Source organism: Nonomuraea sp. NPDC059007, from assembly GCF_042740555.1.
Taxonomy (GTDB): Bacteria; Actinomycetota; Actinomycetes; order Streptosporangiales; family Streptosporangiaceae; genus Nonomuraea.
In genome coordinates this window covers 66,465-86,794 of the sequence record NZ_JBHYJD010000035.1, presented here as the reverse complement: position 1 = coordinate 86,794, position 20,330 = coordinate 66,465, and the positions used below count along the sequence as shown (strand labels likewise).

The 20,330-nt window shown below is 68.2% G+C and carries 18 protein-coding genes; 13 read left to right on the top strand and 5 right to left on the bottom strand.

What is annotated here, in order from left to right; genetic code table 11:
- Window positions 1–64: 64 nt before the first annotated feature.
- Window positions 65–652 carry a class I SAM-dependent methyltransferase gene (locus tag ACFWY5_RS40725; protein WP_379617123.1) on the top strand — a complete coding sequence of 196 codons (588 nt, stop codon included), beginning with the start codon at window positions 65–67 and terminating at the stop codon, window positions 650–652.
- 9 nt (window positions 653–661) lie between these two features.
- Here the strand turns inward: ACFWY5_RS40725 and ACFWY5_RS40720 are convergent, their stop codons facing one another.
- Window positions 662–2,554 (bottom strand): anthranilate synthase family protein, encoded by a 1,893-nt coding sequence (locus ACFWY5_RS40720; RefSeq protein ID WP_379638007.1) that lies wholly within the window; start codon window positions 2,552–2,554, stop codon window positions 662–664.
- A gap of 205 nt (window positions 2,555–2,759) precedes the next feature.
- On the opposite strand from ACFWY5_RS40720, the gene ACFWY5_RS40715 reads away from it, so the two are divergent.
- A complete protein-coding gene (locus ACFWY5_RS40715; protein ID WP_379617127.1) occupies window positions 2,760–3,185 on the top strand; it encodes a DoxX family protein in 426 nt (141 codons plus the stop codon).
- A gap of 38 nt (window positions 3,186–3,223) precedes the next feature.
- Here ACFWY5_RS40715 and ACFWY5_RS40710 read toward each other — a convergent pair whose 3' ends face one another.
- Window positions 3,224–5,485, bottom strand: coding sequence for an NAD(P)-binding domain-containing protein (locus tag ACFWY5_RS40710; RefSeq protein ID WP_379638006.1), 2,262 nt, complete (start codon window positions 5,483–5,485; stop codon window positions 3,224–3,226).
- Between the two features lie 412 nt (window positions 5,486–5,897).
- On the opposite strand from ACFWY5_RS40710, the gene ACFWY5_RS40705 reads away from it, so the two are divergent.
- Genes ACFWY5_RS40705 through ACFWY5_RS40670 form a run of 8 tightly spaced genes read left to right on the top strand, consistent with a single transcriptional unit; the run spans window position 5,898 to window position 13,958 of the window.
- Window positions 5,898–7,181 (top strand): aspartate kinase, encoded by a 1,284-nt coding sequence (locus ACFWY5_RS40705; protein WP_379638005.1) that lies wholly within the window; start codon window positions 5,898–5,900, stop codon window positions 7,179–7,181.
- 14 nt (window positions 7,182–7,195) lie between these two features.
- Complete coding sequence (locus ACFWY5_RS40700; protein ID WP_379638004.1) at window positions 7,196–8,020, top strand: 2-amino-3,7-dideoxy-D-threo-hept-6-ulosonate synthase; 825 nt, start codon at window positions 7,196–7,198, stop codon at window positions 8,018–8,020.
- 21 nt (window positions 8,021–8,041) lie between these two features.
- Window positions 8,042–9,145 carry a 3-dehydroquinate synthase II family protein gene (locus ACFWY5_RS40695; protein ID WP_379638003.1) on the top strand — a complete coding sequence of 368 codons (1,104 nt, stop codon included), beginning with the start codon at window positions 8,042–8,044 and terminating at the stop codon, window positions 9,143–9,145.
- Window positions 9,146–9,148: 3 nt separating this feature from the next.
- Window positions 9,149–9,910, top strand: a complete 762-nt coding sequence (locus ACFWY5_RS40690) for an amidohydrolase family protein (protein ID WP_379638002.1) — start codon at window positions 9,149–9,151, stop codon at window positions 9,908–9,910.
- Window positions 9,907–11,223 (top strand): phenylacetate--CoA ligase family protein, encoded by a 1,317-nt coding sequence (locus ACFWY5_RS40685; protein WP_379638001.1) that lies wholly within the window; start codon window positions 9,907–9,909, stop codon window positions 11,221–11,223. The genes ACFWY5_RS40690 and ACFWY5_RS40685 overlap by 4 nt, the downstream gene beginning before the upstream one ends.
- A 20-nt stretch (window positions 11,224–11,243) precedes the next feature.
- Window positions 11,244–12,449 carry an FAD-dependent monooxygenase gene (locus ACFWY5_RS40680; RefSeq protein WP_379638000.1) on the top strand — a complete coding sequence of 402 codons (1,206 nt, stop codon included), beginning with the start codon at window positions 11,244–11,246 and terminating at the stop codon, window positions 12,447–12,449.
- Window positions 12,446–13,255 carry a 2,3-dihydro-2,3-dihydroxybenzoate dehydrogenase gene (locus ACFWY5_RS40675; protein ID WP_379637999.1) on the top strand — a complete coding sequence of 270 codons (810 nt, stop codon included), beginning with the start codon at window positions 12,446–12,448 and terminating at the stop codon, window positions 13,253–13,255. The genes ACFWY5_RS40680 and ACFWY5_RS40675 overlap by 4 nt, the downstream gene beginning before the upstream one ends.
- Window positions 13,256–13,286: 31 nt before the next feature.
- On the top strand, window positions 13,287–13,958 hold the full coding sequence (locus ACFWY5_RS40670; protein ID WP_379637998.1) for an isochorismatase family protein: 672 nt from the start codon (window positions 13,287–13,289) through the stop codon (window positions 13,956–13,958).
- Here the strand turns inward: ACFWY5_RS40670 and ACFWY5_RS40665 are convergent.
- Together ACFWY5_RS40665 and ACFWY5_RS40660 are read right to left on the bottom strand one after the other, a co-directional pair.
- Entirely contained in the window at window positions 13,922–15,082 is a 1,161-nt protein-coding gene (locus ACFWY5_RS40665; RefSeq protein ID WP_379637997.1) for a BREX system ATP-binding domain-containing protein, read from the bottom strand. The two genes, ACFWY5_RS40670 and ACFWY5_RS40665, sit on opposite strands and share 37 nt — an antisense overlap.
- A complete protein-coding gene (locus ACFWY5_RS40660; RefSeq protein ID WP_379637996.1) occupies window positions 15,079–16,500 on the bottom strand; it encodes an MFS transporter in 1,422 nt (473 codons plus the stop codon). The genes ACFWY5_RS40665 and ACFWY5_RS40660 overlap by 4 nt, the downstream gene beginning before the upstream one ends.
- Window positions 16,501–16,698: 198 nt before the next feature.
- Between ACFWY5_RS40660 and ACFWY5_RS40655 the strand changes: the two genes are divergently transcribed.
- Window positions 16,699–17,400: an SDR family NAD(P)-dependent oxidoreductase gene (locus ACFWY5_RS40655; protein WP_379637995.1), complete on the top strand. Its 702-nt coding sequence runs from the start codon at window positions 16,699–16,701 to the stop codon at window positions 17,398–17,400.
- A 5-nt stretch (window positions 17,401–17,405) separates the two neighbouring features.
- Here ACFWY5_RS40655 and ACFWY5_RS40650 read toward each other — a convergent pair whose 3' ends face one another.
- Window positions 17,406–18,158: a DUF6081 family protein gene (locus tag ACFWY5_RS40650; protein WP_379621347.1), complete on the bottom strand. Its 753-nt coding sequence runs from the start codon at window positions 18,156–18,158 to the stop codon at window positions 17,406–17,408.
- A gap of 201 nt (window positions 18,159–18,359) precedes the next feature.
- Here ACFWY5_RS40650 and ACFWY5_RS40645 point away from each other — a divergent pair, with 201 nt between their 5' ends.
- Both ACFWY5_RS40645 and ACFWY5_RS40640 read left to right on the top strand, forming a co-directional pair.
- Window positions 18,360–18,695 carry a DUF485 domain-containing protein gene (locus ACFWY5_RS40645; protein WP_379637994.1) on the top strand — a complete coding sequence of 112 codons (336 nt, stop codon included), beginning with the start codon at window positions 18,360–18,362 and terminating at the stop codon, window positions 18,693–18,695.
- Window positions 18,692–20,293 carry a cation acetate symporter gene (locus tag ACFWY5_RS40640; protein WP_379637993.1) on the top strand — a complete coding sequence of 534 codons (1,602 nt, stop codon included), beginning with the start codon at window positions 18,692–18,694 and terminating at the stop codon, window positions 20,291–20,293. Before ACFWY5_RS40645 ends, ACFWY5_RS40640 begins: the two co-directional genes overlap by 4 nt.
- The last annotated feature ends 37 nt before the right edge of the window (window positions 20,294–20,330 follow it).

Below are 20,330 nucleotides of genomic sequence, written 5' to 3'. Positions count from 1 at the left end.
GTGGCTCAAATGCGCCGCTCAGTATCTACTGAATTATCACAGGAAGAATACTGGACGGTGTGCTGTGCGCGACGAGCACAAACTCTTTATCAGTGAGTTCCTCAGAAATCCACTCCGAACCGCGTCGGTCATCCCCAGCTCGCCGAAAGTCGCCGAGCGAATGGCCGCGCCTCTGCCGGGCGAAGGCGATCCGGTGGTCGTCGAACTCGGACCGGGCACCGGCGCGTTCACCGCAGCGATTCAGAATCGGCTCTCCGGGCGAGGTCTCCATCTGGCGGTTGAGCTGAACGACCGGTTCGCCGCACTGCTTCGCGAGCGTTTTCCGGCGGTGGATGTCACCGTGGGCGACGCCGTACATGTGCGACGGCTTTTGGATGAGCGCGAACTGAAGTGCGCCGACGCGGTCATCAGCGGTCTTCCTTACGCGCTGTTCTCTCAGGACCTGCAGCACCGGTTGATGGGGGCCGTCCGGGACAGCTTGGCACCGGACGGAATCTTCGTGGCCTACGCCTATGTCCATGCCTGCTGGGCGCCGCCCGCGCGCCGCTTCGGCCAGGTTCTGAAAGCCATGTTCGGCGAGGTCGCCGTCAGCGGCGTCGTCTGGGCGAACCTTCCGCCCGCCTTCGTCTATACGGCGACGCGCCTGCGGTGACGTCGTTGATCAGGTGGTGAGGACCACCGCGAGCAGCGACGAGAGCAGTTCGCCGAGGATCTCCGGTCCGTGCTGGGTGAGCACCGATTCGGGATGGAACTGTACCGATCGGAAGCCTGGACCTCGCAGGGCGTGGACCTCGCCCGATCGGCTGTCACGGCTGACCCGGACGTGGTCGCGCAGCGCCTCACAGAAGACGACCTCCTGATCGGAAAGAGCGCTGAAAGTGTTGTAGAAGCCCACGTACTCGGGGCGGCCGAACAGGTCGATCAGACGCTGAACGCCCTGATGGGGTACGGGGCGCCGGATGACGTCGAAGCCGAGTTCGGCCGCGAGCACCTGGTGGCCGAGGCAGATGGACAGGAACGGGACGGGGCCCGCGATCAGGTCCCGGGTGAGACCGCGGAGCGCGCGTATGCGCGGGTCCGCCGCGTCGCGGGGGTCGCCCGGCCCGGGCCCGACCACGACGAGCTCGAACGTTTCATGGTCAGGATGGTCGTCGAAGGGTGCGATCACGTTCTCCAGCCCGAGCGCGCGAAGCTGATGTCCGAGCATCCCGGTGAAGGCGTCCTCCCCGTCGATGACCAGCACTCGGCGGCCAACCAGCCGCGGGTCGGGGACGGTTTGGTGCGCACCCTCCAGCCACAGCCGGGACAGGGTCCCGTTGCGGGCTTCGAGGGCCCTGTGCACGCGAGGGTCGCCGGTCGCCGACGTGCGGGCGCGTGTTCCGGACGGCTGCCCACTCGCGCCGGCGAGACCGAGCGCCTGAAGCATTCCGGCGGCCTTGGCGTGAGTCTCGGCGACCTCGGAGTCAGGGTTCGAATCGCGGACCAGGGTGGCGCCGACACCGAGACGCATCCGGCCTTGAGGGCTGATTTCCCCGGTGCGGATGAGGATGGCGGAGTCGAGGGTGCGGGAGCCGCGAGAGTCGCGGCCGATCAGGGCGAGGACGCCCCCGTAGTATCGGCGGCCCGTCGTCTCGTGGCGGCTGATGACCCGGAAGGCGTTCTCCAGCGGGCTGCCCGTGACCGTCGGCGCGAGCAGGGTCTCCCGCAGCACGTCACGGACGTCGAGGTCGCTGTGCCCGCTCAGGTGGTATTCCGTGTGCGTCAGCCGGGCCATTTCCTTGAGAAAGGGGCCGTGAACCCTGCCGCCGGAGGAACACATGCGGGCCATCATCTTCAGTTCCTCGTCGACGACCATGTAGAGCTCGTTGGACTCTTTTTGATCGTTGAGAAATTCCAGCAGCCCTGCTGTGTCCGGCCCGCTGGGCGGATGCCGATAGGTTCCGCTGATGGGATTCATCATGACCGTGCCGTCGGTCATGCTGACATGGCGCTCGGGTGATGCACCGACGAAGGTCTCGGAACCCGTGTGGAAGAGGAATGTCCAATACGTTCCGAGTTCGCCGGTGAGAAGCCGGCGGAAAACGCTGAGCGCGGTGCGGATCGAGTAGTCCCGCAGGTGGGCGACAAAGGAGCGCCTGATGACGAAGTTGGATCCGGCGCCCTGGCCGATCTCGTCGCGCAGAACCCGCCGCACGCATTCAGCGTAGCTCTGGTCGCCGAGGTCGAATCCGGCGTCGAGCACACACACGTCGTCCTCGGGCAGGCGCGTCAGCGCTTCCTCCCGGCTGAGCTCGGCTTGCTCTTCGACGCGCATGGCGAGCAGCGGGGCATGGTCGTCACGGCAGGCGAAGCCGCGCTCGACGATCTGCCGGTACGGCACCGCCACGAGAAGATCGTGCCCGGCTTCACCCGATCGAGCGTCCGGCAGCGGCAGATCGGCCAGACGATTCACCCGGGAGACGTCACCGGCGAGAATTTCAATGCGCGCTTCCCGGCCAGCGTGCGGCCGATAGAGAAGGGCAAAGGGACGCCCGTCTTCGACGCGGTCGAACATATCGATCCCCCCTTTTCACATGAAAAGCAGTTTGCTGCGCCGTACGTAAACGAGCAATAGCGTGAAGCCGCCATCGGGAGATGCCGTGGCGTGAATACCTGCATGAGTCGGCACTACTCGCACGAGTAGTGGGAGGAAGGGAGCGGCGCGATTATCGTCAGGCTCAGCCGAGTTCGGAAAATTCGGGCGGGGAGAGGTGGATGCGATGACCGACAACGAAACCGTCAACAAGACCGCACCCAGCCGGCGTGCCAACGTGGTGCTGTGGATAGTGCAGATCGTGCTGGGCCTCGACTTCATCGCCGGCGGGGTGACGAAACTCATCGGCCTGCCCGTGATGGTGAATCTGTTCGAGCGCATCGGCGCCGGCCAGTGGTTCAGGTATCTGGTCGGCTTCCTGGAACTGGCCGGCGGCATCGGCGTGCTCATCCCCGCGCTGGCCGGTCTCGCCTCACTCGGGTTGACGGCCCTGCTCGTTTCGGCCGCGTTCACCAACGTGGTCGTCATCGACGACCCACCCTGGGTGCCGCTGTTCTGGCTGGCCGTTGCCACCGTGGTCGCGTGGCGGCGCTGGCCGCAGACCAAGGCGTTGTTCGCCCGCGTGAAGGGCAGGCGAGTGAGCCTTCCCTAGAGGTCGTTCCCGCCCTGACCGCTGGACGGTTCTGGCGCTCAGGGCGCTGAACGGCTCCGCACCAGGTAGTTCTCGTGATCGAAGCGGCGCGTGCGCCGGCGGAAGGTTCGGGTGAATCCGGGCCACAGCGTGGTGTTGCGGCCATGGGCGTCGACGTACCAGTTGCTGCAGCCCGAGACCCACACGGTGCCGGTCATCTTGCGCTGAACGTCTGCGACGAACGCCGACTGGACCTCCCCCCGCACCTCGACAGCCGCCACGTCGGCCTGGGCCATGAAGCGCACGGCGTTGATCGCATAGTTGATCTGGGCCTCCATGGTCACCAGGGACGAGTTCTGCCCCGAGACGGTGTTCGGCCCCAGCATCATGAAGAGGTTCGGATAGCCGGCGATGGCCGTGCCGAGATACGCCTCCGCGCCTTCGCGCCAGGCATCCGTGAGCAGCCGGCCGTTCCTCCCGCGAATCCGCTGTGCGACGGGAGTGTGCGCGCGCTCGAACCCGGTGCCGAAGATGATGGTGTCGACGATGCGTTCGGTCCGGTCGGCGCTGATGATCGAGTTCTGGCGCACTTCGCGGATCTCGCTCGTCACCAGCTCGGTGTTCGGCTGGGTGATCGCGGGGAAGTAGCTGCTGGAAAGAATGATCCGCTTGCAGCCCAGTTTGTAGTTGGGGGTCAGCGCGGCACGCAGCTCGGGGTCGTCGACCTGCCGGCGGAGATGACGCCGTGCCAGCCACTCCGCCGGCTTGAGCATGCGCTGGTCATATGCCAGGCCGAGGAGCAGCGACTCCCGCCACAGATAGATGGCGGTGCGTGCCAGTCGTTGCACACTGGGGAGTCTGCGGAAGAGCCCCTTCTCCAGGACGGTCTTGTCGCGGTCCCAGCGCGGCATCACCCACGGAGGGTTGCGCTGGAAGACGTAGAGTTCGGCGACCTGCGGCTGGATCCCCGGGATGAACTGGACGGCCGAAGCGCCTGTCCCGATCACAGCGACGCGTTTGCCGCGGATGTCGTGGGAGGGATCCCATGCCGCCGAGTGGAAGACCGTGCCGGTGAACCGCTCCAGCCCGGGAACGGAGGGCGTGGCCGGTTCGCTGAGGGGGCCGGTCGCCACCACCAGGACGTCGGCTGTCAGAGGCCCCTTGGAGGTGCCGACGCGCCAGTGAGCGGCGTCATCATCCCATTCGGAGGACAGCATCGCCTGGCCGAACCGGAGATGGCGATCCAGCTGGTGCTCGTTCGCGCATCGCCGGAGGTATCGCTGGATCTCCGGCTGCGTGGGGAACGTGCGGGTCCATCCCGGTTCGGGGACGAAGGAATAGCAGTACAGATTGGACGGCACGTCGGAGGCGGCCCCGGGGTAGACGCTGTCCCTCCAGGTTCCGCCGAGGTCGTCCGCACGCTCGAACACGAGGAAGTCGTCGATGCCGAGCTGCTTGAGCCGGATGGCCACGCCCAGTCCGGCGAATCCGGCCCCGATGATCGCAATGCGAACGTGCGGATGCGGCGACAGGGCAGGCGCTTGCCGAGAAACGGGCACCGTCCGCGGCCGGGAGGCGCGCTTCAGGGCCCACAGGACAGGGCCCGACGTCAGGTAGGCGGCGACCAGCAACCCGAACGCCGCCTTCGGGCTCGCTACGACCACAAGTACGGCAATAGGCCAGATCCACCAGGGAAGAGCGAGAATCCTGCCGATCTTCGCGTACGGAAGAATGGTGATCATGAGGATGGCCAGGACGCCGACCACCATCAGATGGCCGGCGGAGGGCTCGACGCCCAGCTGGATGGCGACGGCGACGATGACGGCGGGCATGGCCGCGGGCAACCCGGCGAAGTACCGTCCGTCCTTGGGCAGGACGTTGAAGCGGGCGAGCCGGATCATCGCGCAGGTGGCCAGGGCGGCGCACGCCGAGACGACCGCGTAGTGCGGGGCGGCACCGGTGAGCCAGTAGCAGGCGAGCAGTGGCGTCGCGACGCCGAAGCCGCACAGGTCGGCGAGCGAGTCCATCTGCGCGCCGAAGGGACTGGCCACCCCGAACTTCCGCGCGAGCGCGCCGTCGATGCCGTCCAGGACGAAACAGCCGAGGATGCAGACTCCCGCCCAGCCCAGCTCGCCACCGGCGGCCAGCAGGATCGCACTGGCACCCAGGAGCAGGACGAGCACGGTGCAGGTGCTGACGAGCGCGAACTTCGCCAGCCGCCTGGGAGTGGCCTCCCCCGGCAGGAGCGTGCCCAGGCACCGCGCCGCGAGAATGACGGCCGTTCTTGACCGTTGTTTGAGGGAAAGAAGTCTGGCGGACACGCGAGAGCCTCCCCATCGATATAGGCGCGCTCTTCCATCTCGGTAGTCTCCGCATAGAGCGGGGTCGCTGCTTCACTTGTTCGCGCTGTTTCCGCCAAGTTCCCGTGAACGGGTGATGCGCAAAGCGGATGGCGCGGCCATAAGTCGCGGCCACAATTCTGAGCATTGCGCCATCGAAACGCGCGGGCAACTACCTGGGTGAGCAATGTCCATGCCGAGGCGTGCGGAAAAGCCGTGGCGTGAACCGTCCACTCGTGCCGTCTCATCGGGTCATCGATGGAGAATGGCACGGTAGCGGCCATGGCGTGAATACCTGGACCTGGCCGCGCTACCCGCGCGAGTAGTGGGAAGTCCGGCGGGCCGCGATTAATGTCAGCTTCACCGAGGACGAATTCGGGCGGGTGATGCGGCAGTGGATGTTCTTGTGCAGAAATACGGCGGGACTTCTTTGGAGACCCTGGACCGTGTTTCTCATGCCGCCCTGCGTATCGCGAGGGAGTGGCGCCGAGGAAGGTTGACCGTCGTGGTCGTCTCCGCTCGCGGTGGCAGAACCGACGAACTGCTGCGATTGGCCGCCGACGTCGGCCCGGCGTATGCGTCCAGGGAACTGGACCAGCTGCTGGCCGTCGGTGAAAGCGAGTCGGCGGCGTTGATGGCGCTGGCGCTGACCGGCCTCGGCGTGCCGGCGGTCTCGCTGACAGGTCACCAGGCGGGGATACGGACGACCGATCGGCACGGCGACGCGCTGATTTCGAGTATCGGAGCGAGACCCGTGCGCGCCGTCCTGGATGAGGGCAAGGTCGCCGTGGTCGCCGGGTTCCAGGGAGTCAATCCCGCAGGAGATATCGCCACCCTGGGGCGTGGAGGTTCCGACACGACCGCGGTGGCGCTCGCGGCCAGGCTGCGGGCGTCCGCATGTGAGATCTACACCGACGTCGACGGAGTCTTCAGCGCTGACCCCCGCGTCCTGCCCGCCGCCCGTTGCCTGCCATGGGTCCATCCCGCGGTCATGGCGGAGATGGCGTTCGCGGGCGCGCGGATTCTGCATACCCGTTGTGTCGAGCTGGCAGCTATGGAGGGGGTCAAGTTGCACGTCAGAAACGCGTTGTCCGCGGTGCCGGGCACGACCATCGCGGAACGCCGGGACGGTCGGCCACTGGAGACCCGGCGGGCTGTCGTGGCCGTGGCCCACGACACCGATGTCGTGCGCGTGCTCGTGCATTGCCGGTCGGGAGACCACGATCTGGCTCCCAAGGTGTTCGAGGCACTCGCCGCCCACGGGACGGTCGTCGACCTGGTGGCCAGGTCCGGCCCTTACGAGAACGAGTTCCGCATGGGCTTCACGATCCGCCGCAGCCAAGCGGCCCCGGTGCGGGCCGCGTTGCACGAGGTCGCGGTCGGCTTCGGGGGCGGTGTGCGTTTCGACGAGAGCGTTGGCAAGGTGTCGGTGGTCGGGATGGGGTTGCTGAGCCGCCCCGAGTACACGGCCAAGCTGATGGCGGCCCTGGCCACCGCCGGGATACCGACGAGCTGGATCTCCACGTCTCAGTCGCGGCTGTCGGTCATCGTGCCGCAGGACCGTACCGCGGAGGCCGTCGACGTCCTGCATCGGGAGTTCGGCCTGGAGAAAAGCGAATGGCGCGCTCCCGACGCCGCCCCCACGCTGTCCACCTGCGACCGCGAAGCCCCGGTCTGAGGGAGGCAAGACACATGGCTGTACACAACGCCTCGTTCGCCCGGCGTCTACGGGTGCGACGCGTCTTCCGGCATGGCGACGGACGCCTGTTCGTGGTCCCACTCGATCATTCCGTCACCGACGGGCCCTTGGGGCATGGAGATCTGAACACCCTGCTGGGCGAGCTCGCCGGCACCGGAGTCGACGCCGTGGTGCTCCACAAGGGCAGCCTGCGTCACGTCGATCCCGGCTGGTTCGCCCGGATGTCTCTGATCGTTCATCTGAGCGCGAGCACGAGGCACGCGCCCGATCCCAACGCGAAGTATCTGGTCGCCGCCGTCGACGAGGCACTGCGGCTGGGCGCCGACGCGGTCAGCGTGCACGTCAACCTCGGCTCGGATCAGGAAGTCCGCCAGATCACCGATCTGGCCGCGGTGTCGGAGGAGTGTGATCGCTGGAACGTCCCGCTACTCGCCATGGTGTACGCGCGAGGGCCGAAGATCACCGACTCGCGGGCGCCCGACCTGGTGGCACACGCGGCGTCCTTGGCCGCTGATCTCGGTGCGGACATCGTCAAGACCGACTACGCGGGCTCGCCCGACCTGATGGCCGAGGTCGTCCGGGCCTGCCCGATCCCCGTCATCGTCGCCGGCGGCCCCCGGCAGAAGGACACCGGCGCGGTCTTGGCCCATGTCTCCGACGTACTCCGCGGCGGGGCGGCAGGTGTCGCCATCGGCCGCAACGTCTTCCAAGCCGGCCAGCCCGGCCGGATGGCCGCGACGATCGCGAACCTGATCCACGATCCGCCGTACTCCCCGGGTCATGAAGCGCTGGACGATCGGCTTTCCGTCACCACTTGAGCTCGGCAGAGGAGAAGATCCGTGAAACTGTGCTGGCTGGACATCCGCAACGGCGGCGGCGCCAGGGAAGCGATCATCGAGGAGGCTGTTCACCAGCGGATCGACGCCGTCGTGGCGGCGGATCCGGCTGACTTGGAAGTGATACCCCCGACGGTGAAGAAGGTCCTGTTCCCGCTGACCGACGCATTGCCGGACAAGCTGGAACCCGCCGACCTGGTCATCGTCACCCCAGCCCGCCACGGGGAGCCCGCCGACCTGGCCGGCCGCCACCCTGATGTGGAGTTCGGCAGGTTTGTGGAGATCACCGACCCCGCCAGCCTGGAGGAGGCATGCCGGGCGGCGCGCCACGAGCAGTGGAGTGTGCTGGCCTTCCGTGACCCCACCAAGATCCCTCTGGAGATCGTGCTGGCGGCCGGTGCCGGAGCCAACGGCTCGGTCATCACCCAGGTGGCCGACGTCGAGGAAGCACAGATCGTTTTCGGCGTGCTGGAACACGGCTCCGACGGGGTGATGCTCGCGCCCCGTGCCATCGGCGAGGCGACCAGTCTGAAGGCCGCCGCGACGGGAAGGTCGGCGGACCTGGTCCTGGAAGAGCTGGAGGTCACCGCGATCAGCCGGGCCGGCATGGGCGAACGGGTATGCGTGGACACCTGCTCCCACTTCCGCCCCGATGAGGGGATCCTCGTCGGCTCCTACTCCCACGGGATGATCTTGTGCTGCAGCGAGACACACCCGCTGCCCTACATGCCGACGCGGCCGTTCCGGGTCAACGCCGGTGCGCTGCACTCCTACACACTGTCGGATGGAGGGCGCACCAATTACCTCAGCGAACTCGGCGCCGGCCGCAGAGTGCTCGCCGTGGACTCGAAGGGGCGGGCACGACCCGTCACGGTCGGCCGGGTCAAGATCGAGACGCGGCCGATGCTCGCGATTAACGCGGTTTCCGCATCAGGCGTCAACATCAACCTCATTGTTCAGGACGACTGGCACGTGCGGGTGCTCGGGCCGGGCGGCGCGGTGCTCAACGTCACCGACCTGACGGCCGGCACGAAACTGCTCGGCTGCCTACCGCGCGAGCAGCGGCACGTCGGCTACCCGATCGATGAGTTCTGCATCGAGGAGTGAGCGGTGACCGCGCGACCCATCCTGGACTTCCACATGCGCCTGGCCCCGCGGGAAGGCGCCAGGGCCCGGCTTCTGTCGACGATGGACGAATGCGGGCTGGACCGGGCGGTGGTGTGCGCGGGCGGCACCATCGACCTCGACCGGCTGTCCTGCCAGCTCATCGAGGGCGGGCATGTGGAGACCGATCCCGACAACGACGCCGTGCTGGCCGCCTGCGAGGGCACCGACGGACGCCTGGTGCCCTTCTACTTCGCCAACCCCCACCAGGCCTGCGACGTCTACCGTGACAGGGCCGCCGGGTTCCGCGGGCTGGAGATCTCGCCCGCCGTCCACGGCATCGCCCTTCTCGACCCGTCCGTCACTGCCCTGGTCAGCGTGGCGGAGTCGTTCGGCCACCCCGTCTACGTGGTCTGCCTCGCGCGTCAGGGTGCCGGCGTCGCTGACCTGGTGACGTTGGCGCGCAGGTTCCCGGCGGTGAACTTCGTGCTCGGCCACAGCGGCATCGGCAACATCGACTTCTACGCGCTCTCCTTGATCGCCGACGAGCCCAACATCCTTCTCGAGACCTCCGGAGGCTACACCTGCGTGGCCGAGGCGGCTCTGCGCCGTCTGGGCGCCGACCGGGTGATGTTCGGCTCCGAGCACCCGCTGCAGCATCCCACCGTGGAACTGGCCAAGTTCCGGGCGATAGGGACGACACCCGACCAGTGGCGGCTAGTGGCCTGGGACAACGCCCACCGACTGCTTGGAGAGGAACAGCCATGAACGACACGAGTTCCGGCCTGCCTCAGCTCGGCCAGTGGAACGACATGGCGGATGTGCAGCGGCTTCAGGAGAAGCAGCTGCCCCAGACCGTCGCCTGGGCCACGCGGTCGCCTTTCTACCGCGAGCGGTTGAACGCGGGAGCCTTGCCCACCACCGCCGCCGACCTCGCTGGCCTGCCGCTGACCACGAAGCAGGACCTGCGGGAGAATTATCCGTACGGCATGCTCGGCGTGCCCCAGGAGCGGGTGGCCACGTATCACGAGTCCAGCGGCACCGCCGGCCAGCCCACGCCGTCGTTCTACACGGAGGAGGACTGGGCCGACCTGGCCGAGCGCTTCGCCCGCAAGTGGATTGGCATGTCGGAACGGGACATCTTCCTGGTGCGCACGCCCTACGCCCTCATGCTCACCGGTCACCTCGCTCACGCCGCAGGGCGGTTGCGCGGGGCCACGATCGTGCCCGGTGACAACCGTTCGCTGGCCATGCCGTACGCCCGGGTGATTCGTGTCCTGCACGACCTGGGCGTGACGCTGACCTGGTCGGTGGCGACGGAATGCCTGCTGTGGGCCGCGGCGGCGGATGCCGCTGGGTATCGGCCTGACGCCGATTTCCCCGCGCTGCGCGCCTTGTTCACCGGAGGGGAGCCGCTGACCGAAGCACGCCGCAAGCGGATCAGCCGGATCTGGGGTGTGCCGCTCATCGAGGAGTACGGCTCCACCGAAACCGGCAGCCTGGCAGGGGAGTGCCCGCACGGGCGGCTGCACCTGTGGGCCGATCGTGCCCTGTTCGAGGTCTACGACCCGCAGACCGGCGCCGTACGCGTGGAGGGCGAGGGGCAGCTGGTGGTCACGCCGCTCTACCGGGAGGCCATGCCCCTGCTGCGCTACAACCTTGAGGACAACGTCTCCGTCTCCTATCGCGACTGCGGATGCGGATGGGGCCTTCCCACGATCCAAGTGCTCGGTCGCGCGGCCTTCGGCTATCAGGTCGGCACCGCGAAGATCAACCAGCATCGGCTGGAGGAGCTCGTCTTCTCCCTCCCGGACGCGTACGGCGTGCTGTTCTGGCGGGCGAAGGCGACACCGGCGCAGCTTCGGATCGAGATCGAAGTACCGGATGAGCATCGGGAAGCCGCGCGAGCTGAGCTGGCCGCACTTGTGCGGACCGCCTTCGGCGTCGACAGCGACGTGGTCGGCCTCTCGCCGGGTGGCCTGGTGCCGCTCTCGGTCCTGACCTCGATGTCCGACGTGGTCAAGCCGCGCAGCCTCTTCGGCCCGGACGAGGACTGGGACAAGGCGCTCCTCTACTACTGACCCTCCGCGATGGGACCGACATGTCGCAGATGAGCGTGGCCATCGTCGGGGCCGGCATCGCCGGTCTCGCGTTCGCCGCAGCCCTTCAGCGGGCCGGCGTCGACTTCCACATCTACGAGCAAGCTCCGCGCCTGTCCGAGGTGGGGGCCGGAGTACAGCTCGCGCCCAACGCCGCCCGCGAACTCCACCGGCTGGGTCTGGCGGAGGCGCTGGCCACCGTCGCGGTCGCACCGCAGGCGATCGAGATCCGGCGCTGGGACGACGGCACATCCCTGCAGCGCACTCCGCTGGGTGCGGAGTGTGTGGCCAGGTTCGGGGCGCCCTACTACACCCTGCACCGGGCCGACCTGCACAGCGCTCTGCTCTCTCTTCTACCGCTGAAGCGCGTGCATCTCGCCGCCCGCTGCGTCGCCGTGACGCCACGGGCCGATAGCGTGCGGCTGGATCTGTCCAACGGCACGACGGTCGTGGCGGACTTGGTGGTGGGCGCCGACGGCATCCACTCCGTGGTGCGCGAGCACCTCGCGCCCGACCGTCCTCGGTACTCCGGGCAGACGATCTACAGGGGACTGGTGCCGGCGGAGCGGGTGCCCCATCTGCTCACCGAGCCGCGTGTACAACTGTGGTTCGGGCCGGGCCGGCACTGCGTGTGCTACCCGGTGTCGGCCGGTCGGCTGGTGAGCTTCGGTGCGACCGTCGCGGAGCCGGACTGGCGGGAGGAGTCCTGGTCGGCGCAGGGCAGCGTACGCGAGCTCACGTCCTCTTACATGGGCTGGCACGAGGACGTCACCCGGCTGATCGGCGCGGCGGAGGCGGTCAGCCGATGGGCGCTGCACGACCGGGAGAGCCTGCCCAGGCTCCAGTCGGGGAGGGTGGCCGTCATCGGTGATGCCGCGCATCCGATGCTGCCGTTCCGTGCCCAGGGCGCGAACCAGGCGATCGAGGACGCCGTATCGCTCGCCCGGTTCTTGGCCGAGGCGGGCAGATGCGGCCTGCGCGAGGCCTTACTGGCCTACGAGCACCTACGTTTTCCACGGACAAACCGGATTCAGCGTGAATCACGCGACAGCGCGCGGACGTTCCACCTGGCCGACGGAGACGCGCAGCGGCAGCGCGACGACGGCGCTCGAGCGTCGTCGAGTCTGGGCGATCAGCAATGGCTGTTCGGCTACGACGCCGACCAAGCCGCCACGAACCGAGCCACGCTCGCCCGGGACATCGGGTGACCAGCAGGCGGGAGATCGCGATGGAACTGTCCGGGATCGAGGCGAAGATCGCGCTGGTCACCGGCGCGGCGCAGGGCATCGGCGCGGAGGTGGCACGCACCCTGGCCAGCGCCGGAGCACACATCGCCGCAGTCGACAGCAATGCGGAGCGGCTGGCCACCTTCGTGGCCAAACTCGAGGCCGAGAGCCTCTCGGCACGCGCCTACACCGTCGACGTACGGCACGGCGAGGCGGTGGACGAGCTCGTCGGCCAGGTGGAGAACAAGCAAGGCCCCATCGGCATCCTCGTCAACGCGGCAGGCGTCCTGCGCACCGGCAAGGTGGTCGAGCTGCCCAACCAGGACTGGAACGACGTGCTGTCGGTGAACGCGGGCGGAGTGTTCAACGTCTGCAGGGCCGTGGCCCGCCAGATGATCCACCGTCGCCAGGGCGCGATCGTGACCGTGGCGTCGAACGCGGCCGGAGTGCCGCGTGTGGAGATGGCCGCCTACGCCGCGTCCAAGGCGGCATCTGCCCAGTTCACCCGATGTCTCGGGCTGGAGCTGGCCGAGTATGGCATCCGCTGCAACATCGTCTCACCCGGTTCCACGGACACCCCCATGTTGCGCTCGATGCTGGGTTCCCATGCCGATCCGGCGTTCGCCATAGGGGGATCGCCGGCCGCGTTCCGCGTCGGCATCCCCTTGCGAAAGCTGGCCCAGCCCCGGGACGTGGCGGACGCCGTCGCGTTCCTGGTGTCGGATCAGGCGGGTCACATCACGATGCACGACCTGTACGTCGACGGTGGTGCCGCCCTGCATGTGTGAACAGGTCCCGAAACGGAAGAGGAGACAGCCGATGGCAATGGATGGATTCGCGCCGTATCGCATGCCGGGCGAGATCGACCTGCCGAGCCCGGTGGTGCCCTGGTGTCCGCGCTCGGATCGGGTCGTCGTGCTGGTGCACGACATGCAGCGGTACTTCCTGCGGCCTTTCCCGGCGGGACAGTCCCCGCTGGCTGAGCTGCTGGCCAACACCGCGATGCTGATCGCCGCCGCCCGCGCGGCCGGTGTGCCGGTGATGTACACCGCACAGCCGGGGGACATGACCCGCCACGAGCGGGGGCTGCTGCACGACTTCTGGGGGCCGGGCATGAGCAGGCAGGAGTCCGACCGGGCGATAGCCGACGAGGTCGCACCCCGGGCGGGCGAGACGGTGCTGACCAAATGGCGCTACAGCGCCTTCCATCGGAGCGATCTGGAGGAGCGGCTCCAGCGCGCCGGGCGCGACCAGCTCATCGTCTGCGGGGTCTTCGCCCACGTCGGGTGCCTCATGACCGCCTGCGACGCCTTCACCCGGGACATCCAGCCGTTCATGGTGGCCGATGCGATGGCCGACTTCTCGCTCGAACACCACACCATGGCGCTCCAGTACGCCGCGGCCCGGTGCGCGGTCCCTCTGTCCACGGCCCGCACGCTGAAGGAACTGGAGGTTCACCCAGCCGTGTCCATCACGTCCGCTGCCGAATGATCTGTAGGGGCGAGCATGACCAGTTCGATGCGCGAGCGGATGCCCAGTTTTCTGAAGATGCGGCGCAGATGGTAGTTGACCGTGTGCGGCGACCGGGACACGCGGCTGGCGATCTGCTGATTCGTCAGTCCCTGGCCGGCCAGCCGGGCGACCGTACGCTCAGCGTCGCTCAGCGCCGCCCATCCGGCCGCCTTCCGTACCGGATCGGGGAGTCTCGTGGCGTGAAACCGCTCCTCGACTCCGGCGCGTCCGGCCTCGGCCTCCAGCGCCGTCAGCGCAGGGCGCGGGAGCGACGCCAGGAGGCAGCGCCGGAAGACTTCCTGGGTGAAGACGAGCCACTCACCCTCGCAGGCGAGGATGTCCGCGGCAAGAGCCTCCTCGACCGGCGCGATCAGCTCCGCCACGGTACGTCGCAGCATCTTCGCCACGTCACCCAGCGTGAAGCGGGACCCGAGGAGCGCACCGACGTGGAGGAGCTGGCGGCATATCTCGCTCAGGTCGGCCATACCGCTCCGTACGCACGAGCGGACGCGATCGGACGGCTGATCGATGAAATCACCCGGCCGCTCACTGTCTACGCTCCTGGCCATCTCGACGGACAGGAGCGCGTTCCCACCCGTCACCCGCGCGAGGTGAGGGAGGGCGGCCACAGCGGCGCCCGCATGGTCGGCCACGATCTGCCCGGCGGCCTGGGCGGAAAGAGGGCGCAGGTCCACGTGGGGCCCTGCCATACGCGTGCGGGTGAAGAGCCGCTCGGCCGCCGCATCACCGGCCCCGCGGCGTCGGCTGAAGATCCAGGCGATCGGGCGGTCACGCAGCCGCCACGACGCCGTGTCGAGGCTGCGGATGAGCGCCGCATCGGCGTGATGCAGGTCGTCCAGGACCACGAGGACCGGCCGGTGCGAGGCATGCGCGCCGATGTCCGCCGCGGACGGCCAGATGCCTTCCAGGACGGCGAACCCCTGATGAGCGGCCGAGTCGGCGGCCTCCCGCAGCAGCCGGGTGCGGCCGCTGCCCCAGCCGCCTTCGACATAGAGCGCGCCGCTCGCGCCGGCCGCGACCATGTGGAGCAGGTGTGCGATCTGCCGTTCTTCCGCTTCCCGGCCACGAAGCTCGCGGGTCATGGACGTTCCGATGGGGATGGACCGTCCGGCGCCGCCACGTCTTCCGCCATCGGTCCCGGCTCACGGGAGCGGTTCGTCCAGATGTGAAGGGTGAGCGGGACGGCGGCGGCCATGACCACCAGCGAGGCCGCGGTGAAGCTGCCGCGGATACCGTCGGCACCGAAGCTCCACAATCCCCAGATCAAGGTCGCCATCGCCGGGCCCAGCGCGAAGCCGCCCTGCCGGGTGACGCTGGTGGCCGATCCCACGGTGGCGAGGAGCGCGCCGGGCGCGGCCGACATCGCCGCGCTCATGTTGGGCGCGTTGAACAACCCCAGACCGGCGCCGGCGAGCGCGAGCCGCCAGGCCACATCGACGGCCTGCCAGGACTCACTCGCCGGTAGGAGTAGCAGCAGGCTGCAGATGACCAGGACCAACCCGAAGAGCTCGATCCGCGGATATCCATATCTGTCGGCCAGCAGGCCGGCGAGCGGACCGCACACGGCCGCCGCCAGCGGCAGCGCCAGCATCACGAGACCGACGACAGAGGCGGGTGTGTGCAGGAAGGTGACCAGGTAGAAGGGAACGATGTAGAACAGCAGACCGACGGAGATCGAGGTGGCGCCGAGCGTGCCGAGCGGGCGGCGCATCGCGGGCAGCGTCAGCAGCTTTCGTACCGGCACGCTCACGGCAAGCCTGCGCCAGGCCAGGATGAGCGGTACCGCCGCAAGCACCAACAGCAGCCATTGCGGCCCCTGGCTTGTCGCGAGCGTCAACGCGATCATGACGATGCTCGCCGCGCCGATGAGGAACACCGCCTCCACCGCCGCACTGCGCGCGGGCGGACGGACGCCGCCACTGCGCGGAACCTGAAGGAACGCCAGCGCGATCAGCACGAGACAGGCGGGCACGTTCAGGAAGAAGACCCACCGCCAGCCCACCGACGCCACGAGCAGACCGCCGGCGACCGACCCGGTGATCAACCCGAGCATCCCGATCGCGTCGACGATCCCCATCGCCCGGCCACGTACGCGCGCCTCGACCGACGTCGTGATCAGGACGGGAATCAGTGCCTGCAACGCGGCACTGAACACGCCTTGGACCACGCGGGCCGCGATCAGCCAGCCGATCGTCGGCGCGAGGCTTGCCGCGAGGGCGGCGAGCGCGAAGCCCGCGCAGGCGCAGGCCAGCGCTACCCGGCGGTCGATGTTGTCCAGCCACCGGCCGGTCGGCAGGCCCAGCGCCACCAATGGGAGCAGGTATCCGAGCACGACCCACTGCGCGGTCGCTGTCGGAGCTCCGAGTGAGTCCCGGATGGCCGGAAGTGACACGCCGACGATGCTCATGTCGAGCGAGCCCATGAAGATGGCGAGCCCCATGCCGCCGACGACCCACCACCGATTGGTCCGGCCCAGCTCACCTTGGCGTGCCTGTGTCATCGCGCCTCTTTTCGCCGATTTCACGTCGAGCCTCACCGTTTCCGGCCGCGTGCGGCCATCGCCCATTCACGTGGTTCACCGCGAGAACCGCATTGACGGCACCGTGCGCCACCTGGAATACCGCGAATACGTGACGACCGTCCGTAACAGCGGCGGGTACGGTCAGCGGGCCGGTCATCGGACGGCAGGAGGAAATCAATGTCCGACCGCATTCATGTCGTTGTCATCGGCGGGACATCGGGGATCGGACGGCATGCCGCCGAGTCGTTCGCCGCCCGGGGGTGCGAGGTGGTCATCACCGGCCGTACCGAGCACCGGGCCAAGGAGATCGCCGGCCAGATCGGCTCGCAGGCCCGCGGCCTGGCGCTGGACCTGACCGTTCCTGAACAGATCGCGCCCGCGCTGGGCAGCGTGCGCAGGGTCGATCGACTGGTGCTCGCCGCGCTGGAGCGGGACCACAACACCGTCCGTGAGTACCGTCCCGCCGACGCGGCGCGCATGCTGATGATGAAGCTCGTCGGCTACACCGCCGTCGTCCATGCCCTGGCGCCCAGGATGTCCGACGACAGCTCGGCCGTGCTGCTCGGCGGCCTGGCCATGCACCGGCCCTACCCGGGCTCCACGTCGGTGACGACCGCCAACGGCGGCATCGCCGCGCTGGTGAGGACTCTGGTGACCGAGCTCGCGCCGATCCGGTTCAACGCCCTGCATCCGAGTCTCGTCGCCGACACGCCGTACTGGAGTGACAAACCCCACGTCTGGGAGGCCGTCAAGGCACGCACGCCGACCGGGCGGCTGGTGACGATGCGGGACTGCACCGAGGCCATCACCTTCCTGCTGGAGAATCGTTCGATCAACGGCGTGAATCTCAGCATCGACGGGGGAGAGCTGCTCGTCTGACCTGTTCAGCCGCCGCTCTCGCGACCGGAGGCCGTGATCCTCCACGGCCCCCACCGGCCGCTCGCGCCCTGTCCGTGTTCACGCTCCTCGCGGGTGTAGCGGGTGAGGTCCCGAGCCGAGAACAGGGCCATGCCGATGTGAAATCCCGTGACGGGCACGGGAATGCGCGCCTGGTAGGCGACCTGACCGTCGACGTGCCAGATCGCTTCCGAGTCCTCGGCCCGGTACGTGATGGCGTAGGTGTGCTCGGTGCCCGGTTCCGTCGGCGTCTCCAGGACAACCCGGTGGTGGTAGTGCACGTGCGGCAGGGGGCCGCCGGGGATGCCGCGGCGTTCCACCAGCGCGTACACGGTGTCATTGGTGGCGGCGAGGTTGAGCACGACGCCGGATTCCATGTCGAAGACGTTCATGGTGCCGAAGGCGTCGAGCAGGTTGTAGGGAATCTGGCCGAAGGTCCGTATCGCCATGTCGACCTCGAACGTCACCGCCCCGCCCGCCGGTACGGGGATGCGCCGGACGGATCGGTACATCTGCTTGGCGTTGTTCTGGGCGGGGTTCGTGTCGTGGAACCGGGTGAACGGGTTGACGGTGATCTCGACGTGGCCGTCGCCGGTCTGTACCTGTGCGTTTTCGTCCTGGTAGACGTACCGTTCGCCGCCGGGTCCTGGCACGGCCATGATGCTCCATCGTGCGGGATCGAGTTCGCCGCCGGTGAAGTCGTCGTACGTCCAGGTGTCTATTTCCGGTGCCACGCTCATCCGGGCTCCTCGAGATCGGTTTCGAACCGTCACCACCATTCGCCTTGGCGGTCATCGCCGTACATCGCACTTTCGCGTGGTTCGGCGGGACCGCCGCGCCATTTTGGGACCACGCCGGAGATCCCGTATTTGGGGCATGCCCGTGCCGGGGCGATGACGGATGCTGCGGTTCTGACCGTCACGTCACGACGAGGAGGTGTCATGGGCACGATGAGCTCGCCGCCGGACGGCGACCGCTTTGTCGCCGTGCATGACAGTGCTCGGTTCAAGGACCTGCGTCGCCACCTGCAGACCTTCATTCTCTGGGCAAGCGTGGCCTTCACGGGGTGGTGGTTTCTCACCAGCCTTCTCGGAGCCTTCGCGCCCGGTTTCTACCGGCGGGCGGTCATCGGAACGGTGAACGTCGGCCTGCTGTTCGTGCTGGGGTCGTTCGCCGTGGCGGTGGTGATCATCCTGGCCTACCTGAGATTCGCCCGGACCAAGCTGGACCCCCTCGCCGAGGAGATCAGGGCGGATCTGGAACGAGGTGCCCGATGACAACCGCTCTCATCTCCGCCGCCCTGCTCATCCTGGTGGCGGGAGTCGTGGTCGCGGCCCGCCGCGGCCAGACCAGCCCGGCTGAGTTTTATGTCGCGGGCCGGCGCATCGGCCCGGGGCAGAACGCGCTCGCATTGTTCGCGAGCTTTGTCCTGCTCTCGACCATGTTCACGATGACCGGGCACGTGGCGCTCAACGGATTCGACGCCCTCCTCTTCTCCGCCGCCTTCGTGATGTCCTGGCTGATCGCGCTGCTGATCTTCGCCTCGCCGCTGCGCAACATCCGCGGGCAGACGCTCGGAGACCTGTTCGCGCTGCGTGTCGGCGAGCGGACGGCCAGGACCGCGTCGATCGTGGTGACTCTGGTGCTCTACACCACCTACGCCATCGTGATGATGGAAGCCGGCGGGATCGTCTCCCGCGTCATGTTCGGCCTCGACGCCGGCGCCGGGCGAGCCGTCGTCGTCGCCGGCATGGGCGTGCTGGCCACCGTGTTCGTCCTCGTGGGCGGGATGCGCGGAACCACCCGGCTGCTGGTGGTCAAAGCGGCCCTGATCATCGGTGTGCTGGCCGTGCTGACCGCCGTCGTGCTGGTGAAGTATCGGTTCAACCTGTTCCAGTTGCTCGGCGACGCCCAGGCGAAGGCCGCGCCGCACCCCGCGGGGTTCGACCTGCTGGGGCCCGGTCGTGAGTTCAGCGAAGGCGGCGGTCCCATCGGCCATCTGTCGAAGTTGTTCGTCGCGTTCGTCGGGCATGCGGCTCTGCCGTACATGTTCATGCGCAACGCCGCGGTCACCTCGGGCCGGGACGCGCGGCGATCCGTCGGCTGGGCGGGCCTGCTGATGGCGGGGTTCTACCTGTGCGTCGCCGTCGTCGGCCTGGGCGCTGTGGCGCTGCTCGGTGGGCTGAACATCGGCGTGGCGCCGCCTACGCGCGACACCACGCTGCCGATCCTCGCCAACGCCGTCGGCGGCCCTTGGCTGGTGGGCCTGGCCGGCGCGCTCGCCCTGATCATCGTGGTGGGCATGCTCGCCACGCTGCTGATCAGCGCGGTGACGTCGGTGACCCGTGACGTGTTCGCGATGCGTCAGGAGCCGCAGGACCCCGGCGCCGAGGTTAAGGCCGCCCGGCGGAACACTGTCGTCATCGGGCTTGCCACCGCCGTCGTGGGCACCGTGCTGCTGCAAGCCAGCATCCACGCCCTGCTGCCGATGACGATCAGTCTCGCCGCCGCGTCGGTCCTGCCGGCCGTCGTGTACTCGCTGTTCTGGAAGCGCTTCAACAGCGCGGGGCTGCGCTGGTCGGTGTACGGCGGGCTCATCGTGACCGGCGTCCTGGCCGTGTTCTCCGGCCTGGTGACCGGGAGCCCGGTCGCGATCTTCCAAGGCATCAACATCGCCTTCATCACCTTCGATCCCGCGCTGGCCTCGGTGCCGATCACCTTCCTGCTGGGCTACGTGGGCACCATCACCAGCCGCGAACGCAACGAGGCCGGATTCGCCGAACTCCAGGTCCGCGCCTTCACCGGCGCCGGCGAGTCCGCTGCCCATGCGACTCCGCCCGCGCAAGTCGGCCACACACCCACCGAAGCACGCTGAGCACGTGATGTGGGGCGGCCGGACCGTCCCACATCCT